This window comes from Georgenia halophila (assembly GCF_039541595.1).
In genome coordinates this window covers 234,923-252,609 of record NZ_BAABGN010000004.1, presented here as the reverse complement: position 1 = coordinate 252,609, position 17,687 = coordinate 234,923, and the positions used below count along the sequence as shown (strand labels likewise).

Here is a 17,687-nt window from a genome sequence, read left to right as displayed (position 1 = left end):
ACATGACTGAGCCGTTCGACGCCGTCGACGTCATCCGGACCAAGCGCGACGCCGAGACCCTGACCGCCGAGCAGATCGCCTGGGTCGTCGACGCCTACACCCGCGGCGCCGTCGCGGAGGAGCAGATGAGCGCCCTCGCCATGGCGATCTACCTGCGGGGGATGGACCGTTCCGAGATCGCTCGTTGGACGGCGGCGATGATCGGATCCGGGGAGCGCATGGACTTCTCGTCGCTGTCCCGGCCGACGGCGGACAAGCATTCCACCGGCGGGGTGGGCGACAAGATCACCCTGCCCCTGGCACCGCTGGTCGCGGCCTTTGGCGTCGCCGTGCCCCAGCTCTCCGGTCGAGGGCTCGGGCACACCGGCGGCACCCTCGACAAGCTCGAGGCCATCCCCGGCTGGCGGGCCACGCTGTCGGGCTCGCAGATCCTCGGCCAGCTGGAAGAGGTCGGCGCCGTCATCTGTGCGGCGGGCGCCGGGCTCGCGCCCGCGGACAAGAAGCTCTACGCCCTGCGCGACATCACCGGCACGGTCGAGTCCGTCCCGCTGATCGCCTCCTCGATCATGAGCAAGAAGATCGCCGAGGGCACCGGCGCCCTGGTCCTGGACGTCAAGGTCGGCTCCGGGGCCTTCATGAAGGATCTCGCCTCCGCCCGCGAGCTCGCCCGCACCATGGTCGACCTCGGCACGGACGCCGGCGTGCGGACGACCGCGCTGCTCACCGACATGTCGACACCGCTGGGCCGCACGATCGGCAACGCGCTCGAGGTGCGCGAGTCCGTCGAGGTGCTCGCCGGTGGCGGCCCCCAGGACGTCGTCGAGCTGACCCTCGCGCTCGCCCGGGAGATGCTCGCCGCCGCTGGCAAGGACGACGTCGACCCCGCCGACGCCCTGACCGACGGCCGCGCGATGGACGTCTGGCGTCGCATGATCGCCGCGCAGGGCGGCGATCCGCACGCCCAGCTGCCGGTCGCGGAACACACCGAGACCGTCGTCGCCGAGGACGACGGCGTCGTCGCCGCTCTCGACGCGTACGCCGTCGGTGTGGCGTCCTGGCGGCTCGGCGCCGGGCGGGCCCGCAAGGAGGACCCCGTCCAGGCCGTCGCCGGTGTCGAGATCCACGCCAGAGCGGGGGAGCGGGTGCGGGCCGGCGAGCCGGTGCTCACCCTGCACACCGCGACTCCGGAACGGTTCGCCCGGGCGCGCGAGGTGCTGGCGGGCGCCGTCGCCGTCGCACCGGAGCCCGAACGGTCCGTCTCCCGGTCGGGAGGCGCCGTCGTCCTCGACAGGATCACGGCGCAGGAGTAGCAACCGGGCTCGGCGTCCGGCACGCTGGGCGACATGGACCTGTGGCGTCGACTCTCGCTCGGCGCCCTCGTCGCGCCCTTGGCTCGCCCTCTGGCCGGTGCCGGACCCGCCGAGGCGGAGGACGGGGAGGAGCCGGGGCCGGTGACCGCGGCGATGAGCCGCCGGCGCGCCGCCGGGCGGCACCGCGGCGCGCTCGGCACGGTCCCGCCGCAGCCGGTCGTCCTCGGCGGCGTGCGCGTGACGCAGACCGACGGGACGACGTGCGGCTCGACCGTGCTGCTCATGCTCGCGGCCACCGGCGATCCGGTGCTCGCCCGCTGGCTCGAGACAGGTGAGCTGGCCGAAGATCTGCCCGCCCACCGGATCCCTCCCGAGATCCCGCGCGCGCCCGGGCCCGGGCTCGACGTGGCGCGGCTCGCGTCGACGGCGGACCGCCTCACGGCCGCCCAGCAGCACATCCAGCGCCGGACGTCCGCCCGGGCGCTGCGCCTGCTGCCGTGGCCGCCGGCCCTCGGGACGCCGCCGTGGACGGCCGCCCGCGAGGCGCGCTTCCCGGGAGTGCGCTACCAGCACCTCCCGCTCGACGACGCCGCGGCGGCCACCGCGCCGCTGCTGGCCGCCGCGCACGAGGCCACGCTCGGTGGGACGCCGGTGCCGCTCTACGCGGGCGGCGACCTCGGCCGCGGTGTGACGACCGCCGTCCCGCGGCACGTCGTGCTCGCGGTCCCGCCCCCCGCGAGGGCGAAGAACCGGGGCTACGACGGCGCCGGGAACCCGGTGCTGCACCTGTACGAGCCCGCGGGCGGCGACGTGCACCAGGTCCCCGTCGCCGACCTGCTCGGACGCACCGCGCCGCACGCGGCGCTCGGTCACTGGACGCACGTGTGCTGGCTGCTGCTGCCGCGTACGAGCCGCCCCGACCTGCGGCGCTGGCCGCTTGCGTCCGCCCGCGGCGGGGGGCACGCTGATCGGGCTGGTCCAGAATCCAGTGCGAAGGAGGAGCCGTGAGTACCGATCGACCGGAACCCACCGCCATCGAGCTGGATCCCGACGTCGTGGGCGAGGAGCACCACGTGGACGGCGAGCCCGTTCCCGAGGAGTACGAGCCGGAGCCCGAGCTGGCCGTCGCCACGCGCGAGGCCGACGCGGCCGACGTCGCCGACCAGCTCGACGAGGTCCCCGACCTCGACGACGAGAGCGACGCCGACGACGAGTCCGGGTCGTACTGACGGGCCGGACCACCCACGCTGAGCGCTGACGATCCGGCCCACTGATGGTCGGACGTCAGCTCTGGGCCGATCCGTCAGCGCTCACCGTGAGACGTCAGTTACGCGGCCAGACCTCAGTCGGCGACCGGCATCCAGACGCGCATCGTCGACGGGCCGCGGTTCGCCCACGCGTGGTACGGCACCAGGGGGGCGAGACGCGTGTCGGACCGCGGCTCGGTCGCCGGCCGGTGGTCCTGGTACGGCCACGGCCGGCCCTCCGGCTCTGCGGCGGTTCCGGAGACGCGCACCGGCACGAGGACCTCGCCGTCCTGCTCCACCGGCTCCTCGTCCGTGACGACCTCGACCGTGTCGACGTCGGTACCCAGGTCGGCCGGGACCAGGTCGACCGATTCGAGGCAGTGCACGATCGGGCCGCGCTCGACGGCCACCTGCCCGCGCAGCGCGTCGACGGCGGGGCTCGGCCAGGTCCAGCGGGCCCGCACCGGGAGCTCGAGCTCCACGGTGTCGCCGCGGTGCCACGGCCCCTCGAGCTCGACGTAGCCCGGGCCGGCCTCCGTCACGGAGGCGCCGCGGCGGACCGTGGCGGAGTGCGCCCAGGCGGGCACCCGCAGCGACAGCGTCCACGGGTCGTCCGGGGTCTCGGTGATGGTGACGCCGACGGTGCCGTCCTCGGGGTACCGGGTGCTCACCTCGATGCCGACCGTGCCGACGTCGGGGACTGTGGTCTCGATGCGGGAGGCGACGTGCTGGTGCAGCTGGAGGCCGCCGTCGTCGACCGTGGCCACGTAGGCGCCGAGAGAGGCGAGCGTGCGGGCGACGTTCGTCGGGCAGCACGAGACGGCGAACCACGGGGCCCGCAGGCTGGAGGCCGCACGAGGGCTGGGACTGTCCTGCGCCGGCGTCGTGCCCGGCTCGCGTTGGTGCAGCGTGTTCGAGTAGAAGAACGCCTTGCCGTCCTGGGCGGGGGACGCGGCGACGACGTTGTAGAGCACCCGCTCGATGAGGTCCGCATGGGTCGGCGAACCGGTGCCGAGGAGCAGCCGCTGCGCCACCTGCAACGCTCCGACGCCGGCGCAGGTCTCGGAGTACGCGCGGTCGGACGGCAGCTCATGGTCCAGCCCGAACGCCTCGCCCTCGTGCCGCGAGCCCATGCCGCCGGTCAGATAGGTCCGGCTCGCCACGGTGCGGGCGAACTGGCGCTCCACGGCGCCGAGGAGTTCCCTGTCGTGCCGCTCCGTGGCCACGTCCACGGCCCCGGCCGAGAGGTACAGGGCCCGTACGGCGTGGCCGCGCAGCACCTCCGCGTCCCGGACCGGCACGTCGTCCTGGAAATAGTCCTGGCCGAGCTCGATCTCGCCCAGCAGGCCGTGCCCGCGCCGCTCGAGAAAGAGCGCCGCCTGGTCGAGGTAGCGTTGCTCGCCCGTCAGGCGGCCGAGCTCGGCGAGGGCGGTCTCGATCTCCGGGTGGCCGCCGACGGCCTCCTTCCCGCCCGGTCCGAAGACGTCGCAGACATGGTCGGCGGCCCGGACGGCCACGTCGACGAAGGTGTCCCGGCCATGGGTGCGGGCCCGCGCCACGGCGGCCTGGACGAGGTGACCGAAGCAGTAGAGCTCGTGCCCCCACTCGAAGTCGGAGTAGCGCGGCTGCTGCCCGGGCCGGCCGAACATGGTGTTCAGGTAGCCGTCGGGCTCCTGGACGGGGGCGATCCGGTCCGTGAGCGCGGCGAAGCGGCGCTCCAGATCGGCGTCGCCGGTTCGGCCGATCTCCCACGCCATCGCCTCCATGAGCTTGTAGACGTCGGAGTCCGAGAACTCGCGCCCACGGCGGTCCGCGGGCAGGCGCCCCGCACGGGCAGCGTCGAAGTTGCCGATCCAGCCGACCTGCTCCATCCACCGCTCGGCGTGGTCGATGATGACGTCGGCGTTCAGCTCCTGCATCCGTCCCCAGAACCCGCCGGAGATCCGCACGTCCTGGATGCCGACGGGTCGTAGCCGTCCGTGCGACGGCGCAACGGGACGGCCGTCGAGGGTGGCGCTGGCAGCGGTGTTCAACATGGAGTGGCTTCCTTTCGCGGAGCGGTTCACTTGACGGCGCCGACGGTGAGGCCGTCGCGCAGCAGCCGGTAGCTCACCGCGTAGATCAGCAGGACGGGGATGGAGGTGAGGACGGACAGGGCCATGAGCCCGGGCCAGTTGATGCCGAAGGCCGACACCTGCTGGGCCAGCAGCGCGCTCAACGGGTACTGGCCGGGCGAGAGGAAGAAGTTGACCGCGTAGAGGAACTCGCCCCAGGACAGCAGGAAGACCAGGGTGCCGGTGGTCGCGACGCCGTTGCGGGCCATCGGCAGGACGATCGACCAGAACGTGCGGCGCACCGGCGCGCCGTCGAGCGCGGCGGCCTCCTCCATCTCGATGGGCACCGCGCGGAAGAACGGCCGGAGCAGGATGACGGCGAACGGGGTCAGCAGCGCCGTGTCGGCGATGATCACGCCGACCGTCTGGTCCAGCAGGCCCCAGCTGCCGAAGACCTGGTACAAGGGGATGACGTTGGCCGTCTGGGGGAGCATCTGGAAGACGATCAGCAGGCCGAGCCCGATGGTGGTGATCCACCCGCTGATCCTGGCCAGGCCGTACCCCGCGGGGACGGCGATCGCCAGGGTGAACGCCGTCGTCCCGGCCGCGATGATGAGCGACTGGCCGAGGGCCGTGTAGAGCTGGCCGTTCAGCGCTTCGGCGTAGGCGGTGGTCACGGGGCTGAAAAGGAGGGCCGACTCTCCGAACACGTCCCCGGACGTCTTGAACGAGGTCAGCACGATCCACAGCATCGGCACGCCGTAGAGGAGCGTGAACAAGACTTTCAGGAGAACGTTGACGGGACCCGCGGAGCGGTTCACGAGGTCTCCTCCTTCCGGATGCTGCGGGCGTAGAGCACCGCCAGGACGAGGACGAACAGGACGGCCACCAGCGACGTCGCGGCACCGAGCCCGAAGTCGAACCGGCTGAACGCCTGGAGGTAGCCGAGGAACGGCAGCGTGTTCGTCGCGGACCCGGGTCCGCCGTAGGTCATGACGTAGATGAAGTCGAAGCCACGGAAGCCGTAGACGATCGTCAGCACCAGCAGCACCAGCATGGTGGGGCGCACCGAGGGCACCATGATGTGCCGGACCTCCTGCCAGCGGTTCGCGCCGTCGAGGGCAGCGGCCTCGAAGACCTCCGGGGAGATGTTCAGCAGCGCGGCGCGGAAGACCAGCGCGTTGAACGGGATGACCGCCCAGGAGGTGACGAAGGCGACGGAGGCCAGGGCCCAGTACTGGTCGTACAGGAACGGCAGGGCGTCGTCGGTCAGCCCGAGCCCGCGCGCGACGGTGTTCAGCAGGCCGTCATCGGCGTAGAGGAACTTCCAGACGCTGCCGTTGACCACGGGCGGCAGGGCCCAGGCGAAGACCATGACGGCCAGCAGCACCTGGGACCAGCGCCCTCGTGTCCGCAGGGCGATGGCGGCGGCCAGACCTCCGAGCATCCCGGCGGTCGTGACGATGAGGACGAAGACGGCCGTACGTGCGAGCGCGGCGCCGGTGGCACCGGAGGAGAAGCCCTCGACGAAGTTCTGCAGCCCGACGAAGGGCCACTCGGCGTTCAGCGTCCCGGAGGTCACGTCGCTCAGGCTCATCCGGGCCAGCTGGAACAACGGGTACAGCGAGAAGAGCGAGAGGAAGACGAGTGCGGGCGCGAGGAAGACGTAACGGCTCCTCGAGATGGAGCGGGCGCGTGTGGGTCCGCCCTTCCGTGCAGCGGCGGCGGCCGGCGTTGTCTGGGTTGTCATATGGGTCCTCGGTGCCGGCCCGGGGCCCTGCGGGTCCCCGGGCGGTGCGGGCTACGGCCGATGGGCGGCCCGGCCCGCAGCGCGGAGCTGCAGGCCGGGCCGCAGGGCGGGCTACTGGCCGATGAGGGACTCGAGCTCGGACGTCATCTGCCCGGCCAGGTCCTCCGGTGACCCCTGACCGCCGAGTGCCGAGCTCCACATCTGGCCCATGGACGTCTGGACGTCGGCGACGGCCTCCGGCGGGATGGCGTCGGGCGGGTAGATCGCGCCCATCTCGGAGATCGTGGTCGCGAACGGCGCGATCATCGGGTTCTCCGTCACCGCGGGGTCCTGTGCCGCGTCCTGCCGCGCGGGGATCGATCCCACCAGGTCGAGGGCGAGGAGCTGTCCCTCGACGGAGTAGTACGTCTCGGTCAGGTACTCCCACGCCAGCTCGGGGTCGTCCGCGGACGCGCCGATGCCGACGCCCTCGCCACCGAGGTAGACACCGCCGTCGTCACCGACGGGCAGCGGGACGACGCCGTACTCGAAGTCCGCGTCCGTCTCGGCCGCCGCGATCTGCCAGTTGCCGTTCGCGGCGAAGGCGATGCCGCCGCCGGTGAACTCCTGGAAGGGAACCGTCTGGTCCCACGTGGTGGCCTCTTGGGAGAGGTAGCCCTCCTCGACCCAGCCGCGCGCCATCGCCAGGCCGTCGGCCAGTGCGGCCTCGTCCAGGTTCTCGTAGCTCCAGCCCTGACTGGTCAGCCACGGGTACGCCTGCCACTCGCCCTGCGTGTTCGGCAACCCGGTGAGCGTGATGCCCTCGTGCCCCGCCTCCTTCGCGGCGGCCATCGCCGACTCGAGCTCCTCGACGGTCGTGGGTGGCTCGACCCCGATCTCGTCGAGGATGTCGGCGTTGTACCAGAGGCCGAGCAGGTTCACGTAGCCCTGCACGGCGTAGAGCTGGTCGTTGATGGTGTGCTTGACGGTGTCCGGGAACTGGCCGGAGTCCGCGAAGCTCGCCCACTGCTCGAGCGGGGCAAGTCCGCCGCCGAGCGCCAGGACCGCGGCCTCGGCGCCGTTGAAGACGACGACGTCCGGTCCGCTCCCGCTCCCGGCGGCCGAGATGACCTTCGAGTTCATCTGGTCGTAGGGGACGTAGACGTTCTCCACGGTGACGCCGTCGTGTGTCTCCTCGAACATGGAGGCGTACTCCTCCATGAGCTGGGTCTGGTTGTCCTGGCCGAAGTAGTGCCAGACCGTGACGGTGTTGTCGCCGCCGCCCGCGGCGTCGTCACCGCCACCCTGGCCTCCGCCGTCGCCGCCACCGCAGGCGGCCAGCGCCAGGGCCGTCGCGGCCGTGGCGCCGACGGTTGCCGCCCGGCGTGAGCGCTTGTGTCGATCGAAGTGCTGCATCGGAGCTCCTTCCGTCCGCCGCATCGCGGACGTCTCGTTGTCGATCCCAGATCACGAAACTGCGCGAAATCGCTTTCGACAGCGTAGGCATGCCGCTTCTCGTCGGTCAACAGCGGTAGAGTAAAGTGACGATTTCGAGATGTAGGGGGACCGGGTGGAGCTACGTGGGGCGGGCACGAAGAAAGCCGTGACGCTGCGTGACGTCGCGCAGCTCGCGGGCGTCTCGCTGTCCACGGCGTCCAAGGCGCTGAACGGCCGCACCGACGTGCACCCCGAGACGCGGCGCCGCGTGCTCGACACCGCGGAACGGCTCTCCTTCAAGGCCAACAGCAGCGCCCGTGCGCTGCACACCGGGCGTACGGGCACGCTCGGCCTCATCACGAACGACCTCGAGGGCCGGTTCTCGATCCCGATCCTCATGGGGGCCGAGGACGCCGCCGGCGCGGGTGAGATGTCGATCTTCCTGTGCGACGCCCGGGAGGACGCCATCCGGGAGTCCTACCACCTCCGGGCGTTGCTGAGCCGCCAGGTCGACGGCCTCATCATCGTCGGCAGCCGCACCGACCCCCGCCCCTCGTTGGGGCACGAGCTGCCGGTCCCCGTCGTCTACGCGTACGCGCCGTCGGACTCTCCCGAGGACCTGTCCGTCGTGCCGGACAACGTCGCCGGCGGCCGGGCGGCGGTCGAGCACCTGGTCTCGCTGGGACGCCGACGGATCGCCCACATCGCCGGCGACCGGTCATGGGTGGCGGCACGCGACCGGGTGGACGGCGTGCATGACTACCTGACGGAGCAGGGCCTCGAGCTGGCCGGCGGGCGCCCGCACTACGGGACCTGGTCCGAGGGCTGGGGGCGCGGTGCCGTCCGCGCGGTGATCGAGGCGACGCCCGACGTCGATGCGATCGTGTGCGGCAGCGACCAGATCGCCCGCGGGGTGCTCGAGGGGCTCAAGGGTCTCGGGCGCCGGGTGCCCGAGGACGTCGCGTTGGTCAGCTTCGACAACTGGGAGCCCTTTGCCCGCGGGTCCGTCCCGCAGCTGACGAGCGTCGACATGAACTTCGAGGCCATGGGCCGGCGCGCCGCGCAGAAGCTCTTCGCGGCGATGTCCGGCAAGGTCGAGCAGGGCGTCCTCACCCAGCCGTGCCGACTCGTGGTGCGCGGCTCCTCGATCCAGGGCGCCTGAGATGTCACCCGCTCGGTGAGATCTCACCCGCTCGCCGAGACGTCGCCCCCTCGGCGAGATGAACTGCACGACCAACACTCACAGTCACTCCAGTTCGAGGGCCTCGCTGACGTTCCGGCGCAGCGCCACCATCCGCGAGCCGGCCGCACGGCGAGCCGCGGGCACATCGGTCCCGGCCGGCTCGACGACCTCCAGGTAGCACTTGAGCTTCGGCTCGGTGCCGGACGGGCGCACGACCACGCGGTCGCCGGCCTCGGTCTCGAAGACCATGCCGTCCGTCGGTGGCAGCTCGTCCGTGCCGTGGGACAGGTCCGTCGTCGTCGCCACCGGTGAGCCGGCCAGGGTGGTCGGAGGATGCGCGCGCAGCCTGGCCATGGTGTCGGTGATGAGGCTCAGGTCCTCCACCCGGACGGAGATCTGCGCCGTCTCGTGGACACCGTGGTGCTGCGCGAGCTCGTCCAGGGCCCCGGGAACGGTCTGATCGCGGTCACGCAGCTGCGCGGCGAGGTAGGCGAGGCGCACCGCCGCAGAGATGCCGTCCTTGTCGCGCACAGCGCCGGGGTCGACGCAGTAGCCGATCGCCTCCTCGTACCCGAACACCAGGCCCTCGGTCCGGGCGATCCACTTGAAGCCGGTGAGGGTGGTGCGGTGCTCGAGGCCGTGCGAGCCGGCGATCCGGGCGAGCATCCGCGAGGAGACCACCGACGAGGCGAGCACCCCGCGACCGGTGAAGGCGGCGGCGGAAGCCGTCTGCTCGCCGAGCAGCGACCCGATCTCGTCACCGGTGAGCTGGCGCCAGCCGCCGTCGGCCGTGGGATCCGGGACGGCCGCGGAGCAGCGGTCCGCATCCGGGTCGTTGGCGATGACGAGGTCGGCGTCGACGGCGCGGGCGAGGCGGATCGCGTGGTCCAGCGCGCCCTCCTCCTCCGGGTTGGGGAAAGCGACGGTCGGGAAGTCGGGGTCGGGGCTCGCCTGGTCCGGCACCGGGTGGACATCGGTGAAGCCGGCGCGGCGCAGCGCCTCGAGCACCGTCTGGCCACCGACCCCGTGCAGGGACGTGTGCACGATGCGGATGCCGCGGGTGTGCCGGGGCGGGACGAGGGAGGCCACCCGCTGCAGGTAGGCCTCGCGGACCTCGCCGCCGAGGACCTCCCAGCCGTCCGACGTCGGGATCTCGACGGCGGGCGGCGCCGCGGCGATCCGCGCGGCGATCTCGGCGTCGTACGGCGGCACGATCTGCACGCCCTGCCCGGCCCCGGCGACCGCACGCCCGCCCAGGTAGACCTTGTAGCCGTTGTCCTGCGGAGGGTTGTGCGAGGCGGTGACCATGACGCCGGCGTCGGCGCCGAGGTGGCGCAGCGCGAAGGCGAGCAGGGGCGTCGGCCCCCTCTCGGGTAGCAAGGAGGCGCGTCCGCCGGCGGCGTCGACCACGGCGGCCGTGTCCCGGGCGAAGGCGGTCGAGCCGTAGCGGGCGTCGTAGCCGATCACGACCGTGAAGCCGGGCCCGACCACTTCGGCGAGGTAGTCGGACAGCCCTGCCGCGGTCCGCAGGACCACGGCCCGGTTCATCCGGTGCGGACCTGCTCCGAGCTCACCGCGCAGCCCGGCCGTGCCGAACTCCAGCTGCCCGGCGAACCGCGAGTCGAGGTCTTCCTGCGCGAGGGCGGCGTCCTCGTCCTCGGCGCCGGCACGCGCCAGCAGCTCAGAGAGCTCGGCGCGCGTGGTGCCGTCGGGGTCCGCCTCGATCCAGGCTCGGACCTCCTCTGCGCTGACGTGCAGCGGCCTCTGCATCAGTCTCCAGTCCTTCGTCTCAGATGCGGCCGACGACGTCCGCGAGCAGACGCGAGATGCGTGGCCCAGCCTCCGCGCCCGCGGCGATGACCTCGTCGTGGGAGAGCGGGACGGGGGAGATGCCGGCGGCGGGATTGGTGACGAGGGAGATGCCGAGCACCTCCAGGCCGGCGTGCCGGGCGGCGATGGCCTCGAGCGCCGTCGACATGCCGACGAGGTCACCACCGATCCGCCTGGCCATCTGGACCTCGGCCGGGGTCTCGTAGTGCGGGCCGGTGAACTGCACGTACACGCCCTCGGCGAGCGTGGGGTCGACCTCCCGCGCGAGGCCGCGCAGCCGCACGGAGTACAGGTCCGTCAGGTCCACGAAGGTGGCGCCCTCGAGCGGCGAGGCCCCGGTGAGGTTGATGTGGTCGTTGATGAGAACCGGCGTGCCGGCCACCCAGTCGGGGTCGAGCCCGCCGCAGCCGTTGGTGAGCACGATGGTGCTCGCGCCGGCCGCGGCCGCCATCCGGGCGCCGTGCGCGACGCGCCGCACGCCCTTGCCCTCGTAGTAGTGGGTGCGTGCCCCGAGCACCAAGGCGTGGCGCCTCGTGCCGGACGACTCGATCCGCACCGAGCGGATGGTGCCGCCGTGCCCGACGACGGCCGGTGCGCTGAACCCGGGCAGCTCGGCTGCCGGGATGTCGGCCACGGTCTCCCCGAGCAGGTCTGCCGCCCCGCCCCAGCCGGACCCGAGGACGAGTGCGACGTCGTGCCGGGCGACGCCGGTCCGCTCGGCGAGCACGTCCGCCGCCGCGCGGGCGACGGCGAACGGGTCGGTGGCGAGGTCGTCGAGGTCTGGTTCGAGGGTCACGAGGAGACGGTAACGCGGTCGACCGTGCGCCGGTGCCAGCTCGTGCCCCCGCCGAACAAGCCCTGGCGTCCCGTTCTGGGTCACCGAAGGGACGCCAGGGCTTGTTCGGCGAGTGCGGTCGCTCTGCACCGACGACCTCATCGGCAACGCTCTCACCTGCAGAGACGCCCGATGAACGTTTGACGAAGCGTCGGTGATCTTTCGATGGACACGGCCGATTTCGCCTGGCGGCGCTCTTAGTGTCATCTCGGACCGCCTCCCTTCGGCGGTCGCCCCAGGGGCAATCACGCCCCGGGCCGGGCCGCCACAGATCGGACACTCCTCCTCGATGAGCTCGCTCACCCACGCGGACGTCGTTGCGTACGACCAGCACCGTCGGCCCGCGCGACGGCGGAAGCTCCTGCGCAACATCGGGATCTTCGTGCTCCTTGCCGGACCGAACGTGGCGCTCCTGCTGATTTTCGTCTACCGGCCACTGCTGCTCAGCTTCTACTACTCGACTTTGCAGTGGAACCTCGGCTCGTCCGCCGCCCGCTTCGTCGGCCTGCGCAACTACGCCCAGTGGTTCACCGACCCGCAGACACCCACGGTGCTCGGCACGACGGCGGTCTTCGCCGTCGCCACCGTCGGCGGCTCGCTCGTCATCGGGCTGGCGCTGGCGCTCGCGCTGAACCGCAAGCTCTTCGGCCGCGGGATCGTCCGGACCGTCTCGTTCGCGCCGTACGTGCTGTCCGGCATCGCCGTCGGCATGCTGTGGCTGTACATCTTCGACCCGCGCTACGGCCTGCTCGCGACGGTGCTCGGCTGGCTCGGTCTCGACTCGCCCGAGTGGTACACCCAGTCACCCTGGGCGTTGCTGATGATCATCATCGTCTATCTCTGGAAGCACATCGGCTACGTCGCGCTGATCTATCTCGCCGGCCTGCAGGCCGTGCCGCAGGACCTGCGCGACGCCGCCGCGCTCGACGGCGCCACCTGGTGGCGCACCTTCCGCTCCATCATCTTGCCGCTGCTCGGCCCCGTGACGTTCTTCCTCCTCATCACCACGATGCTCAGCTCCCTGCAGTCCTTCGACCTCATCCGCGCGATGACCGACGGCGGACCGCTGGGCTCGACGACCACGCTGATGTACCAGATCTACCTCGAGGGTTTCCAGACCGGACGGGCGGGCTACGCCTCCGCCAGCGCCACGATTCTGTTCGCCTTCCTCCTGGTGATCACGGGTGTGCAGCTGAAGTACATGGAGAAGCGGGTGCACTACTCATGACGACCACCGCGACCAAGCCCGTCGAGGCCCCGGGCACGGGTACCGCGCCGCCCGCACCGCAGCGTCCGCCGGTCCGCGGGCGCCGCCGTCGCCGGCCCGCCTCCGTCGCGCTCGACGGCGGGCTGTACGTGGCGCTGGTCCTCGCGATCCTCGTGATGGCCGTGCCGCTCATCTGGATGTTCCTGGCGAGCTTCAAGACCAACGCCGAGATGGTCAGCCTCCCGCTGCAGTGGCTGCCGGACGCCTTCGCCCCGGCCAACTACGAGCAGGTGGCCACATCCATCCCGATCGGGCGGATGTTCCTGAACAGCCTCGCCCTCACGCTGCTCGGGGCGGGGCTGAAGGTCTTCCTCGGGCTGTGCTGCGCCTACGCCGTCGTCTTCATCGACGTCCCGTTCCGCAACGCGGCGTTCATCGTCGTCATCTTCGCCCTGCTCATCCCCGGGCAGATCACGATCATCCCGAACTACACCCTCATCGCCTCGCTCGACTGGCTCAACACCTACCAGGGCATCCTCGTGCCCGGGCTGGCCAGCGCCTTCGGGACCTTCTTGTTCCGGCAGCACTTCCTCTCCCTGCCGATCTCCGTGCTCGAGGCCGCCCAGCTCGACGGCGCGGGGCACTGGCGGCGCCTCTGGAGGTTCGTGGTGCCGATGTCGATGCCGACGATCGCAGCGGTCACCCTCATCTCACTCGTCAACGAGTGGAACGACTACCTGTGGCCGATGCTCGTCACGGACAACACCGAAACGATGACCCTGCCGGTCGGGCTGACGCTCCTGCAGGACATCGACGGCATGCAGAACTGGGGCGTCCTCATGGCCGCGACGGTCCTCGTGACGCTGCCGATGCTGGTCTTCTTCCTGATCCTGCAGCGCCGGCTCGTCGCCGGCCTGACCGCCGGTGCGGTGACCGGCTGAGAACGGGCGCCCGCCGCGCCCGCTCCCTCCCGTCCGATGCCTTCCTACCCCCACCGACCACCCGACCCGACCCACCTGACCACCAGACGTGAAACCAAGGAGACTTCCATGAGCTCGACCATTCGCCGCGTCCCCGGCGCCGCGCTGCGCCTGCCGTCGCGCCGCAACGTGCTCGCCCTCGGCGGCATCGGCATCGCCGGCGGCCTGATCGCCGCGTGCGGCGGGCCGGCTCTCGGCGGTGCCGACGCCCCGGAGGAGCCGGCCGCGAGCACCGACTGGTCCGGTGTGGAGCCCGCCACGGAGATCACCTTCTGGTCCAACCACCCCGGGAACACCAAGGAGCTGGAGGAGGAGTACATCGCGGCCTTCGAGGAGGAGCACGGGATCTCCGTCCGGCTCGTGACCGCAGGCGCGAACTACGACGAGGTCGCCCAGCGCTTCCAGGCGGCCGCAGGCACCGACGAGATCCCCGAGCTCGTCATCGCCTCGGACGTGTGGTGGTTCCGCTACATGGTCAACGGCCAGATCATCCCGGTCGACGACGTCTTCTCCCACCTCGAGGTCGACACCGCGGACTACGTCGAGACGCTCTACAGCGACTACGTATACTCCGGGCAGCACTTCGCGGCCCCGTACGCACGTTCGACGCCGCTGTTCTACTACAACAAGGACCTGTGGTCCCAGGCCGGCCTCCCCGACCGCGGTCCGCAGACCTGGGAGGAGCTGCAGGAGTGGTCGACGGCGTTGCGTGACGTGGTCCCGGCCGACGGCGCGCCGCTGGGCAACGGCATCGGCCCGTCGTGGTCGGCCTGGTGGTTCTCCAACATCATCTGGGGCCAGGGCGGTGCGATGAGCGAGGAGTGGGACGTCACGCTCGACACCCCCGAGGCACTCACGGCCGGCAACTTCGTCCGGGACATGTACAACGGCGAGAACGCCTTCGCCTCCTTCGGCTCCGACACCAACGCCGACTTCGCCGGTGGGCTCTACGCCTCGATGATCGCCTCCACCGGTTCCCTCGCGGGTCTGCTCGAGGCGGCACCGTTCGAGCTGGGGACGGCGTACCTCCCGGACGGGCCGGTGTCCGGGCCGAACGTGCCCACCGGCGGCACCGGCGTCGCCGTCGCCGCCGACAAGACGCCGGAGCAGCAGCTCGCGGCCGCGATGTTCCTGAAGTTCCTCACCGCGACCGACAACACGGCCCGGTTCTCTCAGACCACGGGCTACATGCCGGTGCGCACCTCCGCCATCGAGGGCGACATCATGAGCGCCCTGTACGAGGAGACACCCCAGTTCCTCACCTCCGTGAACCAGCTGCAGGAGAAGACCCGCACCCAGGACTACGTCCGCGTCTTCACCCCCGGAGGCGACCAGATCCTCACCGACGGGCTCGAGCGGATCGTGCTCAACGGCGATTCCGCCGAGGACGTGTTCCCGAACGTCACCAGCGAGCTGGAGCGTGCGTACGCGGACAACGTGGAGCCCTACCTGTGACCGGCCGCCCGCTCGTCATCGCCCACCGGGGCAGCTCGGCGATCGCACCGGAGAACACCATGCCGGCCCTGGTCGCTGCCGCGCTCGCGGGCGCGGACATGATCGAGATCGACGTGCAGATCTCGGCCGACGGCGGCGGCGTGGTGGTCCACGACGACACGGTCGACCGGACCACTGACGGCTCCGGCCGCGTGGCCGATCTGGGCTCCGACGAGGTCCGCCACCTCGACGCCGGCTCGTGGTTCGAGCCGGTCTACGCCCGTACGACCATGCCGCTGTTCGGTGAGGTCGTCGAGCTCCTGGTCCGGTACCCGAACCTCGAGCTGTTGCTCGAGCTCAAGGGCGCCTGGCCGGCCGAGCCGGCCCGCGCGCTGCTCGCGACGATCCGCGACGCCGGGATCGGGGGCCGCGTGCTCGCCCAGAGTGCGTCCGTGGACACCATGGCCACGGTCCGTGAGCTGGCGCCGGAGCTGCGCAGGGGGCTGCTCGTCAGCCGGTTCACGGCCGAGATGCTCGACGTGTGCACCGAGCTCGGCGTGACCGCCTGCAACCCGCACGGCCGCCTCCTCGTCGACCACCCCGAGCTCGTGGACACCCTGCACGGTTGGGACATGCAGGTCATGGTCTGGACCCTGAATGAGGCGGCCCACTGGGCCGCGGCGACGGTGGCCGGCGTCGACGGGATCATCACCGACCGGCCCGACCGGCTGCTGGGCTGGCTCGATGCTCAGGAGCTACCGCCTCCGGCATGATTTTGGGCATGACCGAGCAGGTGGCCGACGCCGTGGCCGCGGTCGTGGTCCCCGGGCTGCTGTGAGCCGGCGCCCGCCGGGTCGCGGCGGCATCCCGAGGACATCTTCGGCACAATGCCTTGGGTGAGCAGCGATCCCACTTCCGCCCCACCGACCGCCGAGCACACGACCGGCGTACCCGAGGAGGCGCGCCGCGACCACGCTGCCGGCGCCTCCCCGGTACGTGAGGGATTCCGTGTCGTCATCCTCGGGGGCGGGCCCGGCGGCTACGAGGCCGCACTCGTGGCACGACAGCTGGGTGCGCGCGTCCACGTCGTCGAGCGGCAGGGGATGGGCGGCTCGGCCGTGCTGACCGACGTCGTGCCCTCCAAGACCCTCATCGCCACGGCCGAGTGGTTGACCGTCACCGAGCAGGCGCCCGAGCTGGGCATCAGGTCCGACGGCGGTCCGGACGGCGACCCCGGCACGCTGGACGCCGACATGGCCGTCGTCGACGACAGGGTCGTGCGCCTGGCCAAGGCGCAGTCCCAGGAGATCCACGGGCGCCTGGAGCGCGAGGGCATCAAGATCGTCGACGGTACCGGCCACGTCGAGCCGGACATCAGCCGCGTGGGCACCCGCCGCGTCCGGGTCACCACCGCTGCGGGGGAGGAGATGACGCTCGACGCCGAGATCATCCTCGTCGCCAGCGGTGCCACGCCGCGCGTCCTGCCGACGGCGGAGCCGGACGGCGAGCGGATCCTCACCTGGGCGCAGATGTACAACCTCACCGATCTTCCCGAGCACCTCGTCGTGGTCGGCTCCGGCGTAACCGGGGCGGAGTTCGCGGGCGCCTACAACGCGCTCGGCGCCAAGGTCACGCTCGTCTCCTCCCGGGACCGCGTGCTGCCGGGGGAGGACGAGGACGCCGCCGAGCTCATCGAAGGCGTGTTCCGCCGTCGTGGGATGACCGTCCTCTCGCGCTCCCGCGCGGCCGCCGTCCGCCGCACCGAGGACGGTGTCGACGTCGAGCTCACCGACGGCCGGATCGTCAGCGCCTCGCACTGCCTGGTCGCGGTCGGCGGCGTGCCGTCGACCTCCGGGATGGGCCTCGAGGAGGCCGGCGTCGAGCTCTCCGAGTCCGGTCACATCCAGGTCGACCGGGTCTCGCGCACCCGTGCGTTCCGCATCTATGCCGCCGGGGACTGCACCGGCGTCCTGCCGCTCGCGTCCGTTGCCGCCATGCAGGGCCGGATCGCCATGTGGCACGCCCTCGGCGACGCCGTCGCCCCCCTCGACCTCAGCGCCGTCACCGCCAACATCTTCACCGCGCCGGAGATCGCCACCGTCGGCGTCGCCCAGCAGCAGATCGACTCCGGCGAGATCGACGGCCACGTCACCCATCTACCGATCGCCCGGAACGCGCGCGCGAAGATGCTCGGCATCACCGAGGGCTTCGTGAAGATGTTCTCCGATCGGGCCACCGGCGCCGTCGTCGGCGGCGTCATCGTCGCGCCGCGGGCCAGCGAGCTGATCTACCCGATCGCGATCGCCGTGACACAGCGGCTCACCGTGGACCAGGTCGCAAACGTATTCACCATCTACCCCTCGCTCACAGGGTCGATCTCCGAGGCGGCACGGACGCTGCACCGCGCCTGAGGCAGCGACCTCAGCACGGTCGTGGCCGCT

15 protein-coding genes are annotated in these 17,687 nt (G+C 71.6%); 9 read left to right on the top strand and 6 right to left on the bottom strand.

Features of this window, described 5'->3' with window-relative positions:
* Positions 1-2 precede the first annotated feature (2 nt).
* Genes ABD907_RS06635 through ABD907_RS06625 form a run of 3 tightly spaced genes read left to right on the top strand, consistent with a single transcriptional unit; the run spans position 3 to position 2,539 of the window.
* Positions 3-1,310 (top strand): thymidine phosphorylase, encoded by a 1,308-nt coding sequence (locus ABD907_RS06635; protein ID WP_345215416.1) that lies wholly within the window; start codon positions 3-5, stop codon positions 1,308-1,310.
* A 33-nt stretch (positions 1,311-1,343) separates the two neighbouring features.
* Positions 1,344-2,318, top strand: coding sequence for a hypothetical protein (locus ABD907_RS06630; RefSeq protein ID WP_345214960.1), 975 nt, complete (start codon positions 1,344-1,346; stop codon positions 2,316-2,318).
* Positions 2,315-2,539, top strand: a complete 225-nt coding sequence (locus ABD907_RS06625; protein ID WP_345214959.1) for a hypothetical protein — start codon at positions 2,315-2,317, stop codon at positions 2,537-2,539. Before ABD907_RS06630 ends, ABD907_RS06625 begins: the two co-directional genes overlap by 4 nt.
* A gap of 113 nt (positions 2,540-2,652) precedes the next feature.
* Here the strand turns inward: ABD907_RS06625 and ABD907_RS06620 are convergent, their stop codons facing one another.
* The 4 genes from ABD907_RS06620 to ABD907_RS06605 form a co-directional block, all read right to left on the bottom strand.
* Positions 2,653-4,593, bottom strand: a complete 1,941-nt coding sequence (locus ABD907_RS06620; RefSeq protein ID WP_345214958.1) for a glycoside hydrolase family 127 protein — start codon at positions 4,591-4,593, stop codon at positions 2,653-2,655.
* A gap of 26 nt (positions 4,594-4,619) precedes the next feature.
* Positions 4,620-5,432, bottom strand: a complete 813-nt coding sequence (locus tag ABD907_RS06615) for a carbohydrate ABC transporter permease (protein WP_345214957.1) — start codon at positions 5,430-5,432, stop codon at positions 4,620-4,622.
* Positions 5,429-6,361, bottom strand: coding sequence for a carbohydrate ABC transporter permease (locus ABD907_RS06610; RefSeq protein WP_345214956.1), 933 nt, complete (start codon positions 6,359-6,361; stop codon positions 5,429-5,431). Before ABD907_RS06610 ends, ABD907_RS06615 begins: the two co-directional genes overlap by 4 nt.
* Before the next feature lie 111 nt (positions 6,362-6,472).
* Positions 6,473-7,756, bottom strand: coding sequence for a sugar ABC transporter substrate-binding protein (locus tag ABD907_RS06605; RefSeq protein WP_345214955.1), 1,284 nt, complete (start codon positions 7,754-7,756; stop codon positions 6,473-6,475).
* Between the two features lie 187 nt (positions 7,757-7,943).
* Here ABD907_RS06605 and ABD907_RS06600 point away from each other — a divergent pair, with 187 nt between their 5' ends.
* Positions 7,944-8,939, top strand: coding sequence for a LacI family DNA-binding transcriptional regulator (locus ABD907_RS06600; protein WP_345214954.1), 996 nt, complete (start codon positions 7,944-7,946; stop codon positions 8,937-8,939).
* 84 nt (positions 8,940-9,023) lie between these two features.
* Here the strand turns inward: ABD907_RS06600 and ABD907_RS06595 are convergent, their stop codons facing one another.
* Positions 9,024-10,730 carry a phospho-sugar mutase gene (locus ABD907_RS06595; protein WP_345214953.1) on the bottom strand — a complete coding sequence of 569 codons (1,707 nt, stop codon included), beginning with the start codon at positions 10,728-10,730 and terminating at the stop codon, positions 9,024-9,026.
* Positions 10,731-10,749: 19 nt separating this feature from the next.
* On the bottom strand, positions 10,750-11,586 hold the full coding sequence (locus ABD907_RS06590; protein ID WP_345214952.1) for a purine-nucleoside phosphorylase: 837 nt from the start codon (positions 11,584-11,586) through the stop codon (positions 10,750-10,752).
* 328 nt (positions 11,587-11,914) lie between these two features.
* Between ABD907_RS06590 and ABD907_RS06585 the strand changes: the two genes are divergently transcribed.
* From ABD907_RS06585 to ABD907_RS06565, 5 genes are all read left to right on the top strand, one after another.
* On the top strand, positions 11,915-12,853 hold the full coding sequence (locus tag ABD907_RS06585; protein WP_345214951.1) for a carbohydrate ABC transporter permease: 939 nt from the start codon (positions 11,915-11,917) through the stop codon (positions 12,851-12,853).
* Positions 12,850-13,773: a carbohydrate ABC transporter permease gene (locus ABD907_RS06580; RefSeq protein ID WP_345214950.1), complete on the top strand. Its 924-nt coding sequence runs from the start codon at positions 12,850-12,852 to the stop codon at positions 13,771-13,773. The genes ABD907_RS06585 and ABD907_RS06580 overlap by 4 nt, the downstream gene beginning before the upstream one ends.
* 108 nt (positions 13,774-13,881) lie before the next feature.
* Positions 13,882-15,267, top strand: a complete 1,386-nt coding sequence (locus tag ABD907_RS06575; protein ID WP_345214949.1) for an ABC transporter substrate-binding protein — start codon at positions 13,882-13,884, stop codon at positions 15,265-15,267.
* Positions 15,264-16,019, top strand: coding sequence for a glycerophosphodiester phosphodiesterase (locus ABD907_RS06570; protein WP_345214948.1), 756 nt, complete (start codon positions 15,264-15,266; stop codon positions 16,017-16,019). The genes ABD907_RS06575 and ABD907_RS06570 overlap by 4 nt, the downstream gene beginning before the upstream one ends.
* Before the next feature lie 123 nt (positions 16,020-16,142).
* The gene (locus ABD907_RS06565; protein WP_425555664.1) at positions 16,143-17,657 is read left to right on the top strand and encodes an NAD(P)H-quinone dehydrogenase; all 1,515 of its coding nucleotides are present in this window, start codon (positions 16,143-16,145) and stop codon (positions 17,655-17,657) included.
* The last annotated feature ends 30 nt before the right edge of the window (positions 17,658-17,687 follow it).